The sequence below is a fragment of the Dactylosporangium sp. NPDC006015 genome (assembly GCF_040614215.1).
GTDB lineage: Bacteria > Actinomycetota > Actinomycetes > Mycobacteriales > Micromonosporaceae > Dactylosporangium > Dactylosporangium maewongense.
In genome coordinates this window covers 1-16,700 of record NZ_JBEXUD010000014.1, presented here as the reverse complement: position 1 = coordinate 16,700, position 16,700 = coordinate 1, and the positions used below count along the sequence as shown (strand labels likewise).

The following is a 16,700-nucleotide window of genomic DNA, read 5'->3' as shown; positions in this document are numbered from 1 at the left end:
ATCGGAGGTGTCCACCACCGCCGATGAGCTGGCGCAGCGGCTGTTGCCGATTGTGATGGCCGATCCCGTCAAGGCCAAAATGCTCGCGGACGCGGCGTTGCGCGACGCCCAGCGCGCCGGTGACCGCGCGGCGCAGGCGGTGGCGCTGCGGACGCTCGGCCTCGCCGCCCGGGCCCGGCACGACGCGGCGGGCGCGGACCGGCATCTGCGCGCGTCGATCGCGGTCGCGCGGCGTCACCGGCTGACGCAGTACGAGGCGGAGTCCCGGATGAGTCACGCGCTCATCCTCGACGATCTCGGCCGGCCCACCGCGGCGCTGCGCGAGATCGACCGGGCGATGGCCGACCTGCAGGGGCAGCGCCGCGCCCGGGCCTCGATGCAGCGCGCCCTGATCCTGCGCCGGCTCGGCTTCGAGCGGGAGGCGATGGAGCTGTACCGGGATGCGCTGCGGGCGTTCCGGCGCTCCGGTGACGCGGTGTGGGAGGCCCGCACGCTGACCAACCGCGGGGTGCTGCACGGCTTCCGCGGCAACCTCCGCCTCGCCGAGGCCGACCTGCGGGCGGCGCAGGCGCTGTACAACCGGCTCGGGATGTCGACCGCCGCGGCGCAGGTGGAGCACAACCTCGGCTTCGTCGCGGCGCAGGCCGGCGACGTGCCGACGGCCCTGGCCCGCTACGACCGGGCGCACGACCGGCTGTGGAAGACCGGCGTCGACGCCGTCAGCCTCCTGGACCGCGCGGAGCTGCTGCTGTCGGTGCGGCTGCTGCCCGAGGCCGGCACGGCGATCCGTGCGGCGATCGCCGCCTGTACCGACGGACACCTCGACTCGGTGCTCGGCCAGGCGCACCTGATGATGGCGCGGCTGGCGCTGCTCACGAGCGGCGGCTCCGGCCCTGTTTCCGGGGCTTCCGGCACGCCCGGCGCTTCCGGCACTTTCGGCACGGACGAGTCGCGGGCGGCGGCCGCGGCGGCGCGGAAGGTGTTCGCGCGGCAGAAGCGCGCGGTGTGGATCGCCCGGGCCAGGGTCGCGGAGCTGGCGGCGGTCGTCGCGTCGGGCCGGGCGCACCGCGGGACGCTGCGGGACCTGTGGACCGCCGGGCGGGCCCTCGTCGACGCCGGCTGGCCCCATCCCGGCTGGGAGGCGCTGCTGGACGCCGCGCAGCTCGCGGTCGGCCTCGGTGAGCACGGCACCGCCGCCGACCTGCTGCAGGAGGCGGCGGCCGCGGCGAAGCTCGGCCCGGCGCCGCTGCGGGTGCGGTGGGCGCACGTCCGGGCCCGCCTGGACCTCGCTCGCGGCGCGACCGCCGAGGCGGCCCGGGCGGCGACCGCCGGGCTGCGGATCGCCGACGAGTACCGGGCCAGCCTCGGCGCCACCGAGCTGCGCGTGCGCGGCAGCGTCGAGGCCGCCGCGCTCGCCGGGCTCAGGCTGCGGCTCGCCCTCGACCACGGCGGGCCGCGGGAGGCGCTCACCTGGGCGCAGCGGTGCCGGTCGGCGGCGCTGTCCCTGCCGCCGACGCACCCGTCCAGCGACCCGGTCGTCGCGCGGGCCCTCACCGAGCTGCGCCGTATCACCGGCGAGCTGGCCGCGGCGCCCGCCGGCCCGCAGCGCGCGGGGCGGCTGCTGCGGCGGCAGCGGTCCCTGGAGGCGGAGATCCGGCGCCGCTCCTGGCGGGTGCCCGGCTCGCGGCCCGCGGCGCGCACGGACGTGCCGTTCGCGTCGCTGGCCGCCGCGCTGGACGGGCGGGTGCTGTTCGAGCTGCTCGCCATCGACGGCGTCCTGCACGCGCTGGTGGTGTTCCCCTCGGCTGGCGGGCACCGGGTCGCGCGGCGCGTCGTCGGGCCGATCGCGCCGGTGGCCGCGGAGCTCGAGCACCTGCGGATCGCGCTCAGCGCGGAGATCCTCGGGCACGGCGGTACCAGCGCAGAACGCGTCGACCGGGGCGCCGGTGCGCTCGACCGGCTGCTGCTCGACCCTGTCGCCGACCTGATCGGCGACGGCCCGCTCGTGCTCGTGCCGACCGGTGCGCTGCACGCGATGCCGTGGACGATGCTGCCCAGGCTGCGAGGGCGGTCGATCACCGTCGCGCCGTCCGCGGCGATCTGGTGGCGGGTCGCGACCCAGCCGCCCGCCGACGGGCCCACGGTGCTCGTCGGCGCGCCGTCCGCGGCGCAGGCGGCCGCCGAGGTCGCGCAGATCGCCCGTGACCAACGCGTGCCGCCGACCGTGCTGGCGGGGGAGCGGGCCCGGGTGGCGCCGGCGCTCGCCGCCCTCGACGGCGCGGCGATCGGGCACATCGCCTCGCACGGCGAGTTCCGGGTGGACAACCCGCTGTTCTCGTTCCTCCTCCTCGCCGACGGCCCGCTCACCGTGTACGACCTGTCGGCGCTGCGCCGGCCGCCCGCGCTGCTGGTGCTGTCGGGCTGCGACACGGGCCTCGCCGAGGTGCACCCCGGTGACGAGCTGATGGGGCTGGTCGCGGCGCTGCTCAACATGGGCACGGCCACCGTCGTCGCGAGCACCGGGCCCGTCGACGACGGCGCGACGCGGCTGCTGATGCGCGACCTGTACGGCCATCTCGGCGTGGGCCACCCGCCGGCGACCGCCCTGGCCCTGGCGCAGGCGGCGGCCGACCCCTCGGTGCGGGCGAGCACCGGCAGCTTCGTCTGCTTCGGGGCGGGGTGAATTTTTCTCTCATTTGACTGGCGGAAGTGTCAGACCCGGGCTCTACGATGTGCCGCATGCGACGGGTGGTGACTTCGGCTCTCCTGCTGCTGGTGCTCGGCGCGCTGGTGGCGTGGGGTGTCGGCGGCGCGCTCGGGCTGTCGTTCGCCCCGGTGTCCGTGCCGGTCGAGCGGGCCGCCGCCGCGCCCGCCACCCCGCTCGTCGCGGCGCCGGCGATCAGCGTGATCAGCGTGCCGGCCGAGCCGCGGCTCACCCTCGCCGCGAAGGCCGTCGCCGACGCGCTCGTCCGGCGCGGCCTGCCCGCGCCCGCGATCGGCCAGGAGCCCGCCGAGGGTCCCGGCATGCCGTTGCGGGTCGTCGTCGGCGTCGCGCCGTTCGGCAGCTCGCTGGAGGCCTATCGGCTCGGCGGCGACGGCACGGCGATCACGATCGAGGCCGCCGGCGTCGCGGGCGCGGCCACCGGCCTGTATGCGGTCGCCGACCGGATCCGGTCCGGCTCGGCGGTGCTGCCCGCCCCTGATCTCACCGGCGCCCCCGCCGTCTTCGCGCCGCGGCTCGGGCTGCGGCTCACCGACGCCGGGTCCGTCGGCCGGGAGCCCGACCCGGCCGCGTTCGCCGCCGGCACCGACTATTCGCTCAACACCGACGTCGTCGTCGGCGCCCTGCTGCCCGCCGCGCCGTGGGTCGACCAGGCCGCCGTCGCCCGCATCGACGCGCAGTTCCGGCAGTTCGTCGAGCACTCCCTCGCCCAGGGCTACAACGGCGTCGTCGTCCCCGGCTTCCTGGAGTATGTGACGTTCGCCCTGGTCGGCGACGGCCACGCGGTCTATCCGGCGGGCGACGACCACATCGCCCGCGCGCAGGCGCTCGTCGAGGCGTTCGGCCCCGTCTTCCGCCACGCCGCCGACCTCGGCATGCGGGTCTACCTGCTCACCGACATGCTGGCCGTGTCACCGCCGCTGGAGCGCTACCTGGAGCGGGAGTTCGGCGGGCTCAAGGTCGCCGACCCGCGCTTCTGGCAGGTGTACCAGCTGGGCCTCACCGAGCTGTTCCAGGCGATGCCCTTCGTCTCCGGCCTCATGGTCCGCATCGGCGAGGGCGGCGACGTCTACCGGCAGCCCGGCTGGGACTACTCGTCGAAGCTCGCCGTCACCGGCGTCGACGCGGTCCGCGCCATGCTGCGCGCCCTGCTCGGCACCGCCGGCGCCGCCGGCAAGGACCTGATCTTCCGCACCTGGACCGTCGGCGTCGGCGCCGTCGGCGACCTGCACACCAACCCGGCCTCCTACGAGGAGGTCCTCGGCGGCATCGACGACCCGCACCTCATCGTCTCCACCAAGTACACGCTCGGCGACTTCTACAGCCACCTGCCCTTCAACGGCACGCTGGAGACCGGCACGCACCGGCGGATCGTGGAGTTCCAGGCGCGGCGCGAGTTCGAGGGCTCCGGCGCCCTGCCCAACGACCTGACCGGCCTGCACCAGCAGGCGCTGCGCCGCTTCCTCGCCGCCAACCCGCACGTCGAGGGCGTCTGGACCTGGACGCAGGACGGCGGCCCGCTGCGCGCCGGACCGATGACGCTCTACCTGCGGACCGGCTTCTGGCAGCTGTACGACCTCAACGCCTACACGCTGGGCCGCCTCGCCCACGACCCCGACGCCCCGGCCGAGCAGCTGACCGCCGACTGGGTCCGCCAGACGTTCTCGTCCGACCCCGCGACCGTCGCCGCCGTCTGCGAGATGCTCGCCCTCTCCCGCGAGGCGGTCACGAAGGGCCTCTACATCGGCGCCTACGCCGACCACTCCGTCCGCGCCCTGGGCCTCGAGCCGCCACCCATGATGTGGATCTTCGAGTGGGACATCGCCACCGGCGACTCGGCCGCCCTCACCAGCATCTACGCCGTGACGGCCGCCTCGGGTGCCGTGGACGCGGCGGTGGCCGAGGGGGAGCGGGCGGTGGAGGTCGCCGCGCGGATGCGCGCCCTGATCACCGCGACCGACCCGGCCACGTGGCGCGATCCGGTGCTGCGGGCGAAGCTGCTCGACACCCTGACCTATGAGGCGGATCTGTTCGGCACGCTCGGCGCGTACCGCACCATGGTCCTGCGCCACGTCCAGTGGCTCGACACCGGCTCCTCCGCCGCCTACGACGCGTGGCGCGCGGCGGAGCGCCGCTACGAGTCGGCCCGCGACGCCCACGTCACCCGCTACGGCGGCGACGTCGACCTGCCCGCCTACAACTTCACCGCCGCCGACCTGGGCGCCACCCGAGCCGACCGCGACCCGCTCATGGCCTGGCTGGCCAGGGCCCTCTTCGTCCTCCTGCTGGCCGCCCTGGTCGCCGGCGCGATCCTCCGCCGCCCGGCCGCCCTGCACGCCCTCTGGACCGGCGCCACCCGCCCGTGGCGCGTCGCCCACCTCGACGCCGCGGTCTCCCGCACCGACCGCTTCCTCGTCCTGGCCGTGCCCGCCGCGGCCCTGATCCTGAGCCGCTTGGTCTACACCTGGTTCGCCGCCCCCGCCCACCTCGTCCTGACGCTCGGCGCGTGGCTGCTGTTCGCCCTCACCGCCCGCCTCCTGCTCGGCCGCCGCGACCCCTTCCACCTGTGGGCCACCATCGGCGGCGTCGCCCTCCTGCGCTCCCTGCTCCTGCTGGCGGCTCTCGCCGTCCGCGGCCCCGGCCACTACTGGCTGGAGTTCTGGACCGCCCCCACGGTCCGGGCGGTCTACATCTGCGTGGCGTTCGCCGCCTTCGGCTGGCTCTTCGTGGCCACCACCCTCGTCCTCCGCGACCGCTACCACCTCCGCCGCCGCCACGTCACCGCCACCCTGCTGCTCGTCGCCGGCACCCCCCTCACCCTGCTCGGCGCCCTCGTGACGACCATCGGCCTGGAGCGCGCCCTCACCTTGTGGAACGACCAGCTCGCCCTCCTCCCGTGGGGCCTGTCCCGCATCCTCGGCATCACCGTCTACCTCGGCATCCCACCCACCCTGCCAGCCGCCGCCACCACCACCGGCGCCCTCCTCACCGCAACCGGCACCGCCCTGCTCCTGCTCCGCCGCCACTCCCCAACCCCCGCGCAGTAACCCCTTCCCACCACCTGCCACCGCTGCCCTGCGCGCTGCCGCTGCCCAGCGTGCTGCTGCTGTTCGGCGTGCTGCTGCTGTTCGGCGTGCTGCTGCCCAGCGTGCTGCCGCTGTTTGGCATGCAGCCGCAGTCCAGCCCGCCGTCACTGCCCAGCCCGCCGTCACTCCCAGCGTGTTGTCGCCGTCCAGCCCGTTCGGCGCATAGCCCGCTACCGCTGTGTGTGGTTACCCCCGCCGCAGCGCAGTCGCCCCGCCCCGTGCCGCCCGCCCCGTGCCGCCCGCCCCGTGGGCCTGTCCCGCATCCTCGGCATCACCGTCTACCTCGGCATCCCACCCACCGTGCCAGCCGCCACCACCACCGGCGCCCTCCTCGCCGCGACTGGCGCCGCCCTGCTCCTGCTCCCGCCGCCGCTCCCCAACCCCCGCGCAGTAGCCCCTTCCCACCGCCCACCCCACTCCGTCCCCCGCCTGTCACCGCTGCCCAACGTCTTGTTGCAATTCGGCGTGCTGTCGAAACCCATTCCGCGCACAGCCCGCTGCTGCTGTGTGCGGTTACCCCCGCCGCAGCGCAGTCTCTCCGCACCGCACCGCACCGTCCCGTCCCGCCCTGTGCCGCCCTGGTCCCACGCAGCCCCCGCCCCCGCGCCGCGCGTGCCTCTGTTCCTCGTCTGCCGTCGCTTACCGACCCCAGCGCAGTGACCCCTCTCGCTGTCGACCGCGTTCTATCTCCCAGCCCGTCGCCGCTGCCCGGGCGTGCCGTCGCAGTTCAGCCCGTTTCAACGCACAGCCCGCGAGCGCTGGCGTGGTTACCCTCGCTGCAGCGCCGCCCCGTCTTCCGCCGCCTTGCGTCGCGCTGCAACCGGGCAGCTCGTCGATTCTGGGTGGGCACCAATCGTTCCGGGTCCGGTGTTCCGGCACCGAGGAGCGGAGGCCGCGCGAGCGGCGCTGAATGGCCGCGTTCCTTGCCATCGGCGCTGGCGACGGTCCGTGGCTGGTCGAGTTGCACGGTGTTGCCGCCGTCGACCGAGTTCTCGGTGTTGCGGCCCTGGTCGGCCGGTTCGCCGACAACGGTGTCATCCGCATCCTCGCGTACCAGCGCAAGCACGACGCCGAACTGACCGCGCCGGCGAAACCCACAGCCTGCAGCCGGGCACATGCGCCTGGTCGACCATGACCAGGCCAACCTGCGCACCCGCCGCGGACGCGCGGTTGTGCTGGTTCGCGTTGCGACTGCTGCGTTCGACGAAGTGGTGGCCGTCGGCGTCGATCCAAGGAGGGATCTGGTCGTGGGGGCGGCCAGATCTGTCCATGGATCAAGGTGGGTCGGCGCGGTCATGGCGTTGGGTGGGTGGGCTTGATCGACAGGTGGTCTGGCTGTGGGGGTGGCGGATCTGCTACTCGATCAACCGTGGGGGGAGGTGGTCAGGGTGGTGAGGACGGTGGGGGCGTCGGGCATGGTGGTGAGGTCGGTGCGGGCGGCTGCGGCGGCTGCGGTGAACGTGGGGTTGGTCAGGAGTTCGGTGAGGCGGTCGGTGATCGCGGCGCCGGTGACCTCGGCGGGGTGGAGGGCCAGGCCGGTGCCTGAGAGCTCGATGGCCTCGGCGTTGGTGAACTGGTCGCCGCCCTGTGGCAGGGCCAGGTGGGGCAGGCCGTGGGCGAGGGAGCCGAGCATGATGCCGGCGCCGGCCTGGGAGACGACGGCGGTGCAGCGGGGGAGGAGCAGGGTGTGCGGTAGGTACGGGGCGAGCACCACGTGCGCAGGCTGGCGGCCGAAGCCGGCGGGGTCGACGTCGGGGCCGACGGTGGCGACCACGTTCACGGGCAGCGCTGACAGGGCGGCGATCGCGGTGTGCAGGACGTTGCGGTTGGCGTGGAAGACGGTGCCGAGGGTGAGGTGGACGGTCTGCTCGTACGGCAGCGAATCGAGGGAAGCGGGCAGCTGTTCGGAGCCGGAGGGGGTGCCGGCGAGGGGGCGCAGCGGGAGCGTGGTGGGCCAGATCCGTTCGGCAGCGGGGTCCGCGGGGCGCAGGGACGGCGGGCACAGTTCGAGGTACGTGGCGGCGCGGTGACCGGCGCTCGTGCCGGGCACGCCGAACTGGTCGGACAGGCCGTCGAGGGCGGGGCCGAACGCGGCCCAGAGCCGGATCGGCGGCATGATGCCGATGCCGTGGACGACGTGGCGGGCGCCGGTCGCGGCGGCGGCGACCGGGCCGGACAGCTCGGTGTCCTCGGAGATCACGAGGTCGGGCTTCCAGTCCAGGGCGCGCGGGACGAGGTCGGCGGCGCGGGCGCGGGCGGTCGAGGCGAAGTACGCGAGCCAGTCCGTCCCGGGGCCGCCGCCGGCCTCGTGGTGTGAGGGGCCGACGGCCCAGGTGGGGACGGTGAGGCGGGCGGCCATGTCGGGGCCGGTCGCGACCACGACGTCGTGGCCGGCGGCGCGGGCGGCGAGGACCAGCGGCAGGACCGGGTTGACGTGGCCGAACATCGGGCACGCGGTGAAGAGGATCCGCATACCCCGCGTCCACGCACCGCCGCCTGGACCGGTTCAACGGACGTGTCGAAAAACCGGGGAGCCGTTCGACGCGTCAGTGAGCGAAGACGCAACCGGAAGGATCCAATCATGCTCGACACCGTCAGCACCGACCGAGTCAGCACCCCCAGCGCCCTGGCGAACGCCGGGATCCTCGCGGCGCCCCTGTTCACCGTCGCGGCGGTCGTGCAGGCGGCCACCCGCGACGGGTACGACATCACCCGCCATCCCGTCAGCATGCTCGCCCTGGGCGACCTCGGCTGGGTGCAGACCACCAGCTTCGTGGTGGTGGGGCTGCTCAGCGTGGCGGCGGCCGCCGGTACAGGAGCCGCGAAAGCCACAAGAGCACTGCACGCGGCCATCGGGGTGGGGCTGCTCATCGCGGCCGTGTTCCGGATGGACGCGAGCGACGGCTTCCCGCTCGGCACCCCCGAGGGTCGCCTGACCACGATGAGCGGCCACATGATCGTGCACAACGCCGGCGCCAGCGTGTCGTTCTTCTCGATGATCGCGCTCTGTTTCGTGCTCGCGGCCGGGTTCCGCCGGACCGGCCAGGTCGGCTGGGCCGTTTCAGGGCGTTTCGCGGGTGTACTGTTCGCGCTCGGCCTCGCGTGGGCGATGACCGGCGGCACCGGCGGAGCACTGACCCTGTTCCTCGGCGTCGCCATCGCCTGGAACTGGATCGCGGCGGTGACCCTCAGGCAGCACCGGCAGGCATAGCGGCGGCGGGGCGGCCGAGCGGCAGCAGACCCGCGAACAGCAGGACCGCCGCGAGCGGGATCAGGTCCAGGCTCACCCCGATCGCCGCGAACGCCGCCACCACCAGCGCCGGGCTCCACCACGGCGCGCGCCGCGCCAGCACCAGCAGCACCAGCAACGCCAGCATCCCGAGCTGGAACAGTGCCGGGCCGACGACCTGCAGCGCGTCCGGCAGCTCGGGGAACGACGCGAAGATGTCCCCGACGATCACCCACAGGAAACAGCCGGCGCCGAAGAGCGCGGCGGCGACCGCCGGCAGGGCGACCCCCCGGTGCCGGCGCAGCGCCCGGTAAGCGTGCACGGTCAGCGCCGCCAGCAGCACGAACGCGATGAAGAAGCAGACGTGCCCGACGTTCCACAGGGCGCCGTCCTTGTCGTGGTGGCCGTCGCGCCCGTCGATGAGCCGGAGGGTGCCGTAGACGAACAGCAGGACGGGGGCGCCGAGGCGTACCAGCAATGGGGTCATACAGGCAGGTTCGCAACGATCGATCCCGAGCGGCATCAGGGCGCGACCCCGGCGGGACCCTGAGAATCCTCTCAGCTCCGGTGCAGCGCCGCCCGGTCGGCGGCGGCGCGGCCGGAGTCCCAGCCCTCGTCGCTGTCCACTCTGGTGCCGCGGCCGCGGACGGTACGCGGGAACACCCGCTCCATCGTCTCGCGCACCTGCGCGTCCCGGGCGGCGAGGACCGGCAGCAGGTCGGAGGCGGTGTCCGGGGGGAGCGCGGCGGACGCGACGGCCTGGCTGAGGCGCTCGCCGATCCGGACGGCGAACCCGACGAGGAACGACTGGCGGAACGTCTTCAGCCGCGCTCGCCCCGCCTTGCCCCCGGGTGGCTCCGCCGCGGACATGGCCCGGTTCGCCTGTACCAGCAGCGACGTGTGCAACAGGTCGACCGCGTCGATGTCGGTGTCGAACCCGAACACGGTCGCGAACCCGAGCTCCGGCGACCACACCGCATGGCAGCGGTTCGCCCCCGCGACGGCGTCGAGCAGGGCGGCCTTCTCGCTCTCGTACGGGTGGTCGACGCCGATCCGCCGGGCGAACGGCACCACGTCCGTCGCGGCGCCGCGGGCGACGAGCAGCGCCTCGTCGATGCTGTGCCGGGCGACGAGCTCCTGCGCCTTCGCCGTGTAGGTCTCCGCCTCCGCCGGGTACGTCGTGGACTCCGCCTTCGCGAGCAGCGCCCGCACCCTGTCCAGCAGCCGCACGTCGACATTGCTCGGTCTCGCGGCCGCCGCCTGTACGGTGCCGGGCGGCGGGACCAGCACCTCAATCGGCGGCAGGGTGCGCAGGATGCCCAGCAGCACCAGCACCGTGTCGAGCACCTCGACCCGGTCGACCCGCCACCGCGCGGCGAGCCCGTCGAGGTAGCGCTCGTCGGCGCCCCACCAGACGGTCGCGCCGAGCGCGTCGGCCTGGGCCCGCCAGCGCGGGTCGACCAGCGCGGGCTTGAACTGCCGCAGGTGCGCCGCGACGGCGTCGGTCACGAGCTGAGTGTGCGCCACGGTGCCGCGCCGCCCCGCGACCCGGTGCAGCTCACCGGGCTGCCAGCCGCGCTCGAACAGCCGCGAGCAGGCGGACCGCACGGCGGCGAAGAGCGCCGGGTCGACGTCGGCGGCGGGCGCGACGGTCAGCGCGTCGAGCCCGCGCTCGTACCCGACGCTGCCGTCGAGCACCGCCTTGATCTGTTCGTCCGCCGTACGCACCGGGCAAGGCTACCCGGCCGTCCCGGGCCGCCTTTCGTTCATCCACCGCGGTGATAGGCTCCCGTCGCTGTTTCGCAAATACCGACAAGCAGGACGCGAGTCGAGAGGGCACCATGACGTCACGGGTCGTAGTCATCGGATCTGGGATCGGTGGCCTCACCGCCGCGATCGCCCTGCACGCTGATGGTCATGAGGTCGAGGTGTACGACCAGGCCGCCACCTTCAGCGCTATCGGCGCGGGCGTGTCGCTCGGCGCCAACGGCACCCGGCTGATGGACGCCCTCGGGCTCGGCCCGGCGCTGCGCGAGGTCGGCTCCGACCTCCAGCGCATCCAGTTCCACGAGTGGCGTACCGGCGAGATCTTCTACGAGCACCCCATGGGCGACTGGTACACCGCCCGCTTCGGCGCCCCGTTCCTCGGCCTGCACCGCGCCGACCTCCAGCAGGTCCTGCTCGACGCGTTCCGCGCCGTCGGCGGCGAGGTCCACCTCGGCAAGCGCTGCGCCACGATCGCCGAGACGCCCGACGACGTCACCATCACCTTCGCCGACGGCACGACCACCACCGCCGACGTCGTCATCGGCGCCGACGGCGTCCGCTCGACCGTCCGCCAGCACGTCGCCGGCCCCGACGAGGCCGTCTTCGCCGGCATGAGCTGCTTCCGCGGCCTCGTCCCGATCGACAAGGTCCCCGGCGGCTCCTCCATGGGCCTCACGTTCTTCCTCGGCCCCACCAGCCACCTCGTCGTCTACCCCGTCCGCCGCGGCGAGCTGATCAACTTCGTGGCCTACACCCGCGACGCGGCCTGGACCGACGAGTCCTGGTCCGCGAAGGGCGACGCGACCCAGGCGGTCGCCGCCTTCGAAGGCTTCAACGACACCGTCCTCACGATGCTCGGCGCCGTCGAGGACACCGGCCGCTGGGCCCTCTTCGACCGTGAGCCGCTGCGCCAGTGGAGCACCGGCCGCGTCACCCTCGTCGGCGACGCCGCCCACCCGATGCTTCCCCACGCCGGCCAGGGCAGCAACCAGGCCGTCGAGGACGTCGCCGTCCTCGCCCATTTCCTGCGCCGCGACCTTCCGGTCAACGAGGCCCTCGCCGCGTACGAGACCCTCCGCAAACCCCGCGCCCGCCAGCTCCAGCTCGGCTCCCGCGGCAACGCCAAGTGCTTCCAGGTCCCCGACGGCCCCGAAGCCCAGGCCCGCAACGAACGCCTCACCAACCTCCCCGAGATGGTCAGCTGGATCCACGCGTACGACGCCCACGCCGACCTCCAGCAATCGGAGAAGGTCCCCACCTGACCCCCACCCCACGCCCTCCTCGTTGAAACCCGTTGCAGCGTAAGGGTTCAGGGCGCGAGGACGTCCACCGATCGCAGATCGCGGTTCGCGTGGTGCACCTCGGCGATGTCGGCCAGGGCGTCGCGGCCCAGCGCCCGGTATGCGCCCACGAGCAGCTCCGTCGCCTCGGCCCGGTGGTCGTCGGCGTCGAACCAGTGCAGCTCGCGGCCCACGACGAGCGCGTACGCGGGCTGGCCGGCCGCCAGCTCGGCGCGAGCCTCGGCGATGATCGACGCCGCTGTCTCCGGGTTGCGGTACAACGTGATGCGCTCGTCCGCGCGGCCCGCACGCGGGTCGCCGGCGTCCGGTGGCAGGGCCGGTCCGATCGTGACGCCGCCGTCCGGGCGGTCGGCCGTCGCCCAGCGGCGCGGACCGTCCTGCGCGAGCGCCTCGGCGTCCGCGTCGGCGAAGGCGTTCAGCGCGTCCTCGGCCGGCTCGAGCGGCTCCGCGCCCTCGTAGTGCGCCGGGTCGTCGCGCTCGCGGTCGCTGCGGACCTTCTGCAGCAGGCCGTACGTCTGGCCGAGCATCGTCACCCAGCCGTTCGTCCAGGTCTCCGCGGTGTCGCGGGCCCAGTTGTACGCGACGAAAGTGGGCAGGTCGGCGGGATCGTCGTACCACAGGCCGTAGTGCAGGCCGTCCGAGTCGCCGCCCATGATCGTGACGAGCTCGGGCGGGTCGCGCCGGTAGCGGTGATCCAGTCGCTCGTCCAGGCCGTCGCGCGCACTCAGGGACAGCCCGCCGTCGGCGAACAGCGCCGCGATGCCCCCTGTGCGCAGGCCGAGTCCTCCCCAAACCGCCGATCGCTCCGCGCCGTCGAGGCTGTGCCAGAAGGCGGCGAAGACCGCGACGTGGCGCGGCAGGCGAAGGTTGTAGACGCGGCGGAAGCGCTCCTCGACGAGCGGGAAGCGCTCGCCCATCAGCGCGAGCGCCGCCCGCTGGTCATCACGCACCCGCAAGTCCTACCAGACCAGTGTCCGAGCCCCTGACCCTGGAGCATGCCGCCGCGCTGCTCAATGCCGCCGAGGGCGCAAGGTGCCAGGCCGGCGAAGCGGTGGACGCAGCCGCGCAGGTGTCCTCCGCCAGATGTCCGGACGAACTTTTTCGCGACCTGATTCGCGATGAGGTGTTGCTGGACGTAGGACAGTTCGGCGGGTCCGTCGGTCTGCCAAAGGCGCCGACGGGTTCGCCAGGCAGCCGAACCACCTCACCCCGGAAGCTGGACCCCGACGACGGCGCGCGGAAGCGCAGATCCTGCCGCGTGCAGCGCCGGCAGTGCGAGGCGAGCCGAAGCATGGGGGTGGGAACCCCCGCTGGGGAGCAGGCGAAGCCTGCGTGGATGACACCACGCGACGAGCGCGAAAACGGCCCCCGCCGTTGAGCAGGGGGGGTGACGCGGTTCTGGACGGCGCTTCCGCAACATACTCCGGACCCGGAGAGGCTTCCCGGTGCGGCACGGCTGCCTCCGGTGCGCAACGGGAGGACTCGGAGCCCCGCCCCGGGCTTCCCGGCCCGCCGCAGTCCAGGGCGCGCAGCCCTGGCCGCCGGAGGCACGCTCCGGGTCGTAGGGCCGGAGGCATGGAGCCGGCGCGCCGCCGACTACCCTTTCGTCAGCTTGCGACGAGCGCGGAAAGGCTCGGGTCGTGGACCTTTGGGAAGTGAAGCGCGACGAGGACCGCGAACAGTGGGACTTCGTCCCGTTCGTCAGCGTGGGTCCGCTGCGGTTCGGCATGAGCATCGACGAGGCGGAAGCGGCGCTCGGCGCCGGGTTGGAGTGGGCGCTGCTCGAAGCATCGGGCCGGCATCCGGGAGCCGGGATCACGGCAGGGTGCCTCCACCTGGTGGCGTACTTCTCCGAGGAGGATGGCCTGCACTGTGTCGCGATCGACGGCTTGATGGGTCCTCAGGTGGCTGTGGACGGTGTGGCGCTGGTCGGTCGCGTGCCTTCCGAGGTTGAGCGGTGGATGCTCGACTATGCGGGGCTGCACGGGGCGACGTTGCGATACTCACCGGGTGCTGACCCGCATCTCGTGGAGCTCGGACTGGTTGGTCGCGTGCAACGAGCGGGCGACGTGGTGCTCAGCCGGCCGGTCTTCCTCGCGAGGCGGGTGCACGACGTTCATCCCCACGTGCCCACTGCGGAATGGTTCGCCTTCTGATGCTGTGAACGCTGAAGCCCAGCGGCTCGCCGGTGTCGGTGACCGCTGGGCTTCTTGGTGTCCGCGGGACCCCGCGCGCAGCCGGGGTCGCCGCGCCGGGAGCGAAGCGGCAAGGCGCGGCGTGCCCCGAGCAGCGCGCGAGCGGCCCGTCAGGGCCGCCTTGAAGACGTACGGAAAGTTCTCATCCGTGCGGACCGCCGACGGTGTCTGACCCCGGTTGATGGTTGACACGGCGGCCTCGGCTGATGCTTGACACCCGGTAGACCCGGTCCTCGTTTCCCCTGTGAATTCAGGCGGGAGGGACCGGGTGGGACTGCGGAGTTGAGCGTTATGGAGCAACGGTTCCATGCGGTGATGGAGTGCCTGGGCGGCACACCCAAGACCGAGGTAGCGGCCCGGTATGGGGTTTCCCGCCAATCTGTGCACGCCTGGCTGGCTCGCTATGCCGCCGGCGGGATTAAAGCGTTGGAGGATCAAAGCCGTTCCCCGCCGCAGCACGACCAACCTGAACCGCACCAAGGCCCACCACCACATCACGGCGTGACGAGAGTGGTCACCGACGCAACCCGGACGACGCTGTCAGCGCACTCTAGCCACCGGACACGATCGTGATCAGCCTGGCCGCTACGTCTTCATAGTCACCAAAGCCACTCGTCGTCTGGAACATGCCGCGGGCTTGGTAGTAGGCGCGCAACGGCTCGGCCCGCTCCTGGTAGAGCGAGTGCCGCAGCATGATCTCTTCCTGTCGCTCGGCCTGCTGTGGGTCGAGCTCCATCCAGCGACGCATGACGAAGCCGTATTCGTCCTCAGTCAGGACCAACTCGATCACCGCGTCGGGCTGATGCCCGCGCCGCGTCAGGCACTCCGCCTGACCAACGGTGGTCGGGTAACCGGACAACACCCAGCCACCGTCCACTCCGGCGAGAGCGTCGGCGATGGCAGTCGCCGTCAATTCCTCAGGGACGAGATTCCCAGCGCGGATGTACTGGTCCATCTGTTCACCTGTCGCCGTCCGGTGCTGCACGTGTCCTCGGAGCAGGTCGCCCGCACTGATGAAGGTCAGTTCGTAAGCTTCGGCCAGGACCTGGGCCGGACTCGACCGGTCGGTTCCCGGCCCACCGACGAGGGCTACCTTCCGCATGCATTGCTCCTAACCGGGTGACCCAGCCCGGGTCGGCCGCACGCCACATCCCATACCATCAGCCGAAGGGCTGCCACCCATTCGATCATGGCCAGGTGTCAAGGATCGTCTGAGGCCGTTTCGTCAAGCTTCAATGTGAGACCAGGCAGATGTCCGGTCTCGGGAGATGCTTGACAGCCGCATCCCACTTGATGCCTGACATGATCCTCAAGACGCCAGGCAACGGCTGTCACGTTAGCCACAGGGCGTGTATCGCGACGGATCGGTGTACGCCGGAGGCTCACGGCAGCCGGCCCAGGCGCTTGATTTCCACCGGCTCGGCGTCGTCGAGATACAGGCCCTTGCCGGACGCTTCTCCATCTCGAGGCGAATCCCCGAAGGCCGACACAACGTTCAGCGCTCCGGTAGGACGCGGAAGCCGGCCCGCGTCCTTCGGCGGGTCGAAGTGAGCGGCCCACGTGACGACGACTTCTGTGGGCGGGATGAAGACCTTGCAGAAGTCACCCGCTTGCAGTTCGGCGGGTGGTGGGTCAAGTCGCCAGAGTTGGTCGAAGTCCGGGTCCTGCGGGTCGCGGGCGAATGCGTTGGTCCCATCCCAGCGGACGGCTGACTCGGGGTCCGGTTCGTGCCACGGCCAGCGTACGTAGACGTAGTGCCGGTCAGCGTCCACCACCTCGGCACGATGCGGTTGGCAGGAGATCAACAGGTGATCGCCCGGTCGGAACTCGGCGGCCTCCACGGCGTGTGCTCCTTGGCTCCCAGTCAACTGAGAGACCTATCCCACACCCGCGGCTCGTTCGGTCGCGAGCGAACACGCTCGGCGGGTATTGGGAGTATGCCGCCAGGCCGATCGGGTGCCACTCACCGTAGCCAGGATGGTTGAGAAACCAAGGTCGACTGTCGTGGAAGTAGATCGAGACGTTGTCCTCGCCGGACAGTCCTTGGAGAACGCCAGGACGTTGTACGCCTTGCTGGGCGTCGTGTCGCCGATGCCCTCGCTGGGCGACATGGGCGCTGTCGGGGTCACCGAGCAGGATCTCAACCTTCGCACTGTCGGGCCTCTTGCAGGTCCAGGTTGTAGGTGATGAAGCGCTGGCACCAGGGCGCCGGACGAGTCGGTGGCTGCCGACATGCTTGCCTGGTCACCAGCCGAGCTGGACCCAGGAAGCTGGACCCCAACGATGGCACGCGGAAGCGTCGGTCCTGCCGCGCGAAGCGCAGGCAGTGCGAGCACAGCGAGCATGGGGGGTGCGGGGTGGGAACCCCCCCCCCCCCCCCCCCCCCCGGCCCCCCCACCC

The 16,700-nt window shown here is 72.7% G+C and carries 12 protein-coding genes and 1 pseudogene; 7 read left to right on the top strand and 6 right to left on the bottom strand.

The window, feature by feature from the left end; all coding sequences use genetic code 11:
* The first annotated feature begins 7 nt into the window (after positions 1-7).
* The 3 genes from ABZ321_RS25085 (at position 8) to ABZ321_RS25075 (ending at position 6,943) form a co-directional block, all read left to right on the top strand.
* Positions 8-2,683 carry a CHAT domain-containing tetratricopeptide repeat protein gene (locus tag ABZ321_RS25085; protein ID WP_354895214.1) on the top strand — a complete coding sequence of 892 codons (2,676 nt, stop codon included), beginning with the start codon at positions 8-10 and terminating at the stop codon, positions 2,681-2,683.
* Positions 2,684-2,739: 56 nt separating this feature from the next.
* Positions 2,740-5,769 carry a hypothetical protein gene (locus ABZ321_RS25080; RefSeq protein ID WP_354895211.1) on the top strand — a complete coding sequence of 1,010 codons (3,030 nt, stop codon included), beginning with the start codon at positions 2,740-2,742 and terminating at the stop codon, positions 5,767-5,769.
* A gap of 949 nt (positions 5,770-6,718) precedes the next feature.
* Positions 6,719-6,943, top strand: coding sequence for a hypothetical protein (locus tag ABZ321_RS25075; protein ID WP_354895208.1), 225 nt, complete (start codon positions 6,719-6,721; stop codon positions 6,941-6,943).
* Between the two features lie 228 nt (positions 6,944-7,171).
* On the opposite strand, the gene ABZ321_RS25070 is transcribed toward ABZ321_RS25075, so the two are convergent.
* Positions 7,172-8,281 carry a glycosyltransferase gene (locus tag ABZ321_RS25070; protein WP_354895205.1) on the bottom strand — a complete coding sequence of 370 codons (1,110 nt, stop codon included), beginning with the start codon at positions 8,279-8,281 and terminating at the stop codon, positions 7,172-7,174.
* A gap of 108 nt (positions 8,282-8,389) precedes the next feature.
* Between ABZ321_RS25070 and ABZ321_RS25065 the strand changes: the two genes are divergently transcribed.
* Positions 8,390-9,019 carry a DUF998 domain-containing protein gene (locus ABZ321_RS25065; RefSeq protein WP_354895202.1) on the top strand — a complete coding sequence of 210 codons (630 nt, stop codon included), beginning with the start codon at positions 8,390-8,392 and terminating at the stop codon, positions 9,017-9,019.
* On the opposite strand, the gene ABZ321_RS25060 is transcribed toward ABZ321_RS25065, so the two are convergent.
* Positions 8,997-9,524: a hypothetical protein gene (locus tag ABZ321_RS25060; RefSeq protein ID WP_354895200.1), complete on the bottom strand. Its 528-nt coding sequence runs from the start codon at positions 9,522-9,524 to the stop codon at positions 8,997-8,999. The two genes, ABZ321_RS25065 and ABZ321_RS25060, sit on opposite strands and share 23 nt — an antisense overlap.
* Positions 9,525-9,595: 71 nt before the next feature.
* Positions 9,596-10,765, bottom strand: coding sequence for a DUF2786 domain-containing protein (locus ABZ321_RS25055; protein ID WP_354895197.1), 1,170 nt, complete (start codon positions 10,763-10,765; stop codon positions 9,596-9,598).
* Positions 10,766-10,878: 113 nt separating this feature from the next.
* Here ABZ321_RS25055 and ABZ321_RS25050 point away from each other — a divergent pair, with 113 nt between their 5' ends.
* Positions 10,879-12,066: an FAD-dependent monooxygenase gene (locus ABZ321_RS25050; protein ID WP_354895195.1), complete on the top strand. Its 1,188-nt coding sequence runs from the start codon at positions 10,879-10,881 to the stop codon at positions 12,064-12,066.
* Positions 12,067-12,113: 47 nt separating this feature from the next.
* Here ABZ321_RS25050 and ABZ321_RS25045 read toward each other — a convergent pair whose 3' ends face one another.
* The gene (locus tag ABZ321_RS25045; protein WP_354895192.1) at positions 12,114-13,055 is read right to left on the bottom strand and encodes an ADP-ribosylation family protein; all 942 of its coding nucleotides are present in this window, start codon (positions 13,053-13,055) and stop codon (positions 12,114-12,116) included.
* A gap of 705 nt (positions 13,056-13,760) precedes the next feature.
* Here ABZ321_RS25045 and ABZ321_RS25040 point away from each other — a divergent pair.
* Together ABZ321_RS25040 and ABZ321_RS25035 are read left to right on the top strand one after the other, a co-directional pair.
* A complete protein-coding gene (locus ABZ321_RS25040) occupies positions 13,761-14,261 on the top strand; it encodes a hypothetical protein (RefSeq protein WP_354895189.1) in 501 nt (166 codons plus the stop codon).
* Positions 14,262-14,582: 321 nt separating this feature from the next.
* Positions 14,583-14,741, top strand: a pseudogene (locus ABZ321_RS25035) (helix-turn-helix domain-containing protein); the annotation flags it as partial.
* A 109-nt stretch (positions 14,742-14,850) separates the two neighbouring features.
* Here the strand turns inward: ABZ321_RS25035 and ABZ321_RS25030 are convergent.
* Together ABZ321_RS25030 and ABZ321_RS25025 are read right to left on the bottom strand one after the other, a co-directional pair.
* A complete protein-coding gene (locus tag ABZ321_RS25030; protein ID WP_354895186.1) occupies positions 14,851-15,402 on the bottom strand; it encodes a nucleoside monophosphate kinase in 552 nt (183 codons plus the stop codon).
* Positions 15,403-15,682: 280 nt separating this feature from the next.
* Entirely contained in the window at positions 15,683-16,141 is a 459-nt protein-coding gene (locus ABZ321_RS25025; protein ID WP_354895183.1) for a hypothetical protein, read from the bottom strand.
* Positions 16,142-16,700: the final 559 nt, after the last annotated feature.

What these genes read in the sequence shown, in the direction of transcription:
- ABZ321_RS25080 (WP_354895211.1), top strand. Translation starts at nt 2,740, where the DNA reads ATGCGACGGGTGGTGACTTCGGCTCTCCTGCTGCTGGTGCTCGGCGCG.
- ABZ321_RS25075 (WP_354895208.1), top strand. Translation starts at nt 6,719, where the DNA reads ATGGCCGCGTTCCTTGCCATCGGCGCTGGCGACGGTCCGTGGCTGGTC.
- ABZ321_RS25070 (WP_354895205.1), bottom strand. Translation starts at nt 8,281, where the DNA reads ATGCGGATCCTCTTCACCGCGTGCCCGATGTTCGGCCACGTCAACCCG.
- ABZ321_RS25065 (WP_354895202.1), top strand. Translation starts at nt 8,390, where the DNA reads ATGCTCGACACCGTCAGCACCGACCGAGTCAGCACCCCCAGCGCCCTG.
- ABZ321_RS25060 (WP_354895200.1), bottom strand. Translation starts at nt 9,524, where the DNA reads ATGACCCCATTGCTGGTACGCCTCGGCGCCCCCGTCCTGCTGTTCGTC.
- ABZ321_RS25050 (WP_354895195.1), top strand. Translation starts at nt 10,879, where the DNA reads ATGACGTCACGGGTCGTAGTCATCGGATCTGGGATCGGTGGCCTCACC.
- ABZ321_RS25030 (WP_354895186.1), bottom strand. Translation starts at nt 15,402, where the DNA reads ATGCGGAAGGTAGCCCTCGTCGGTGGGCCGGGAACCGACCGGTCGAGT.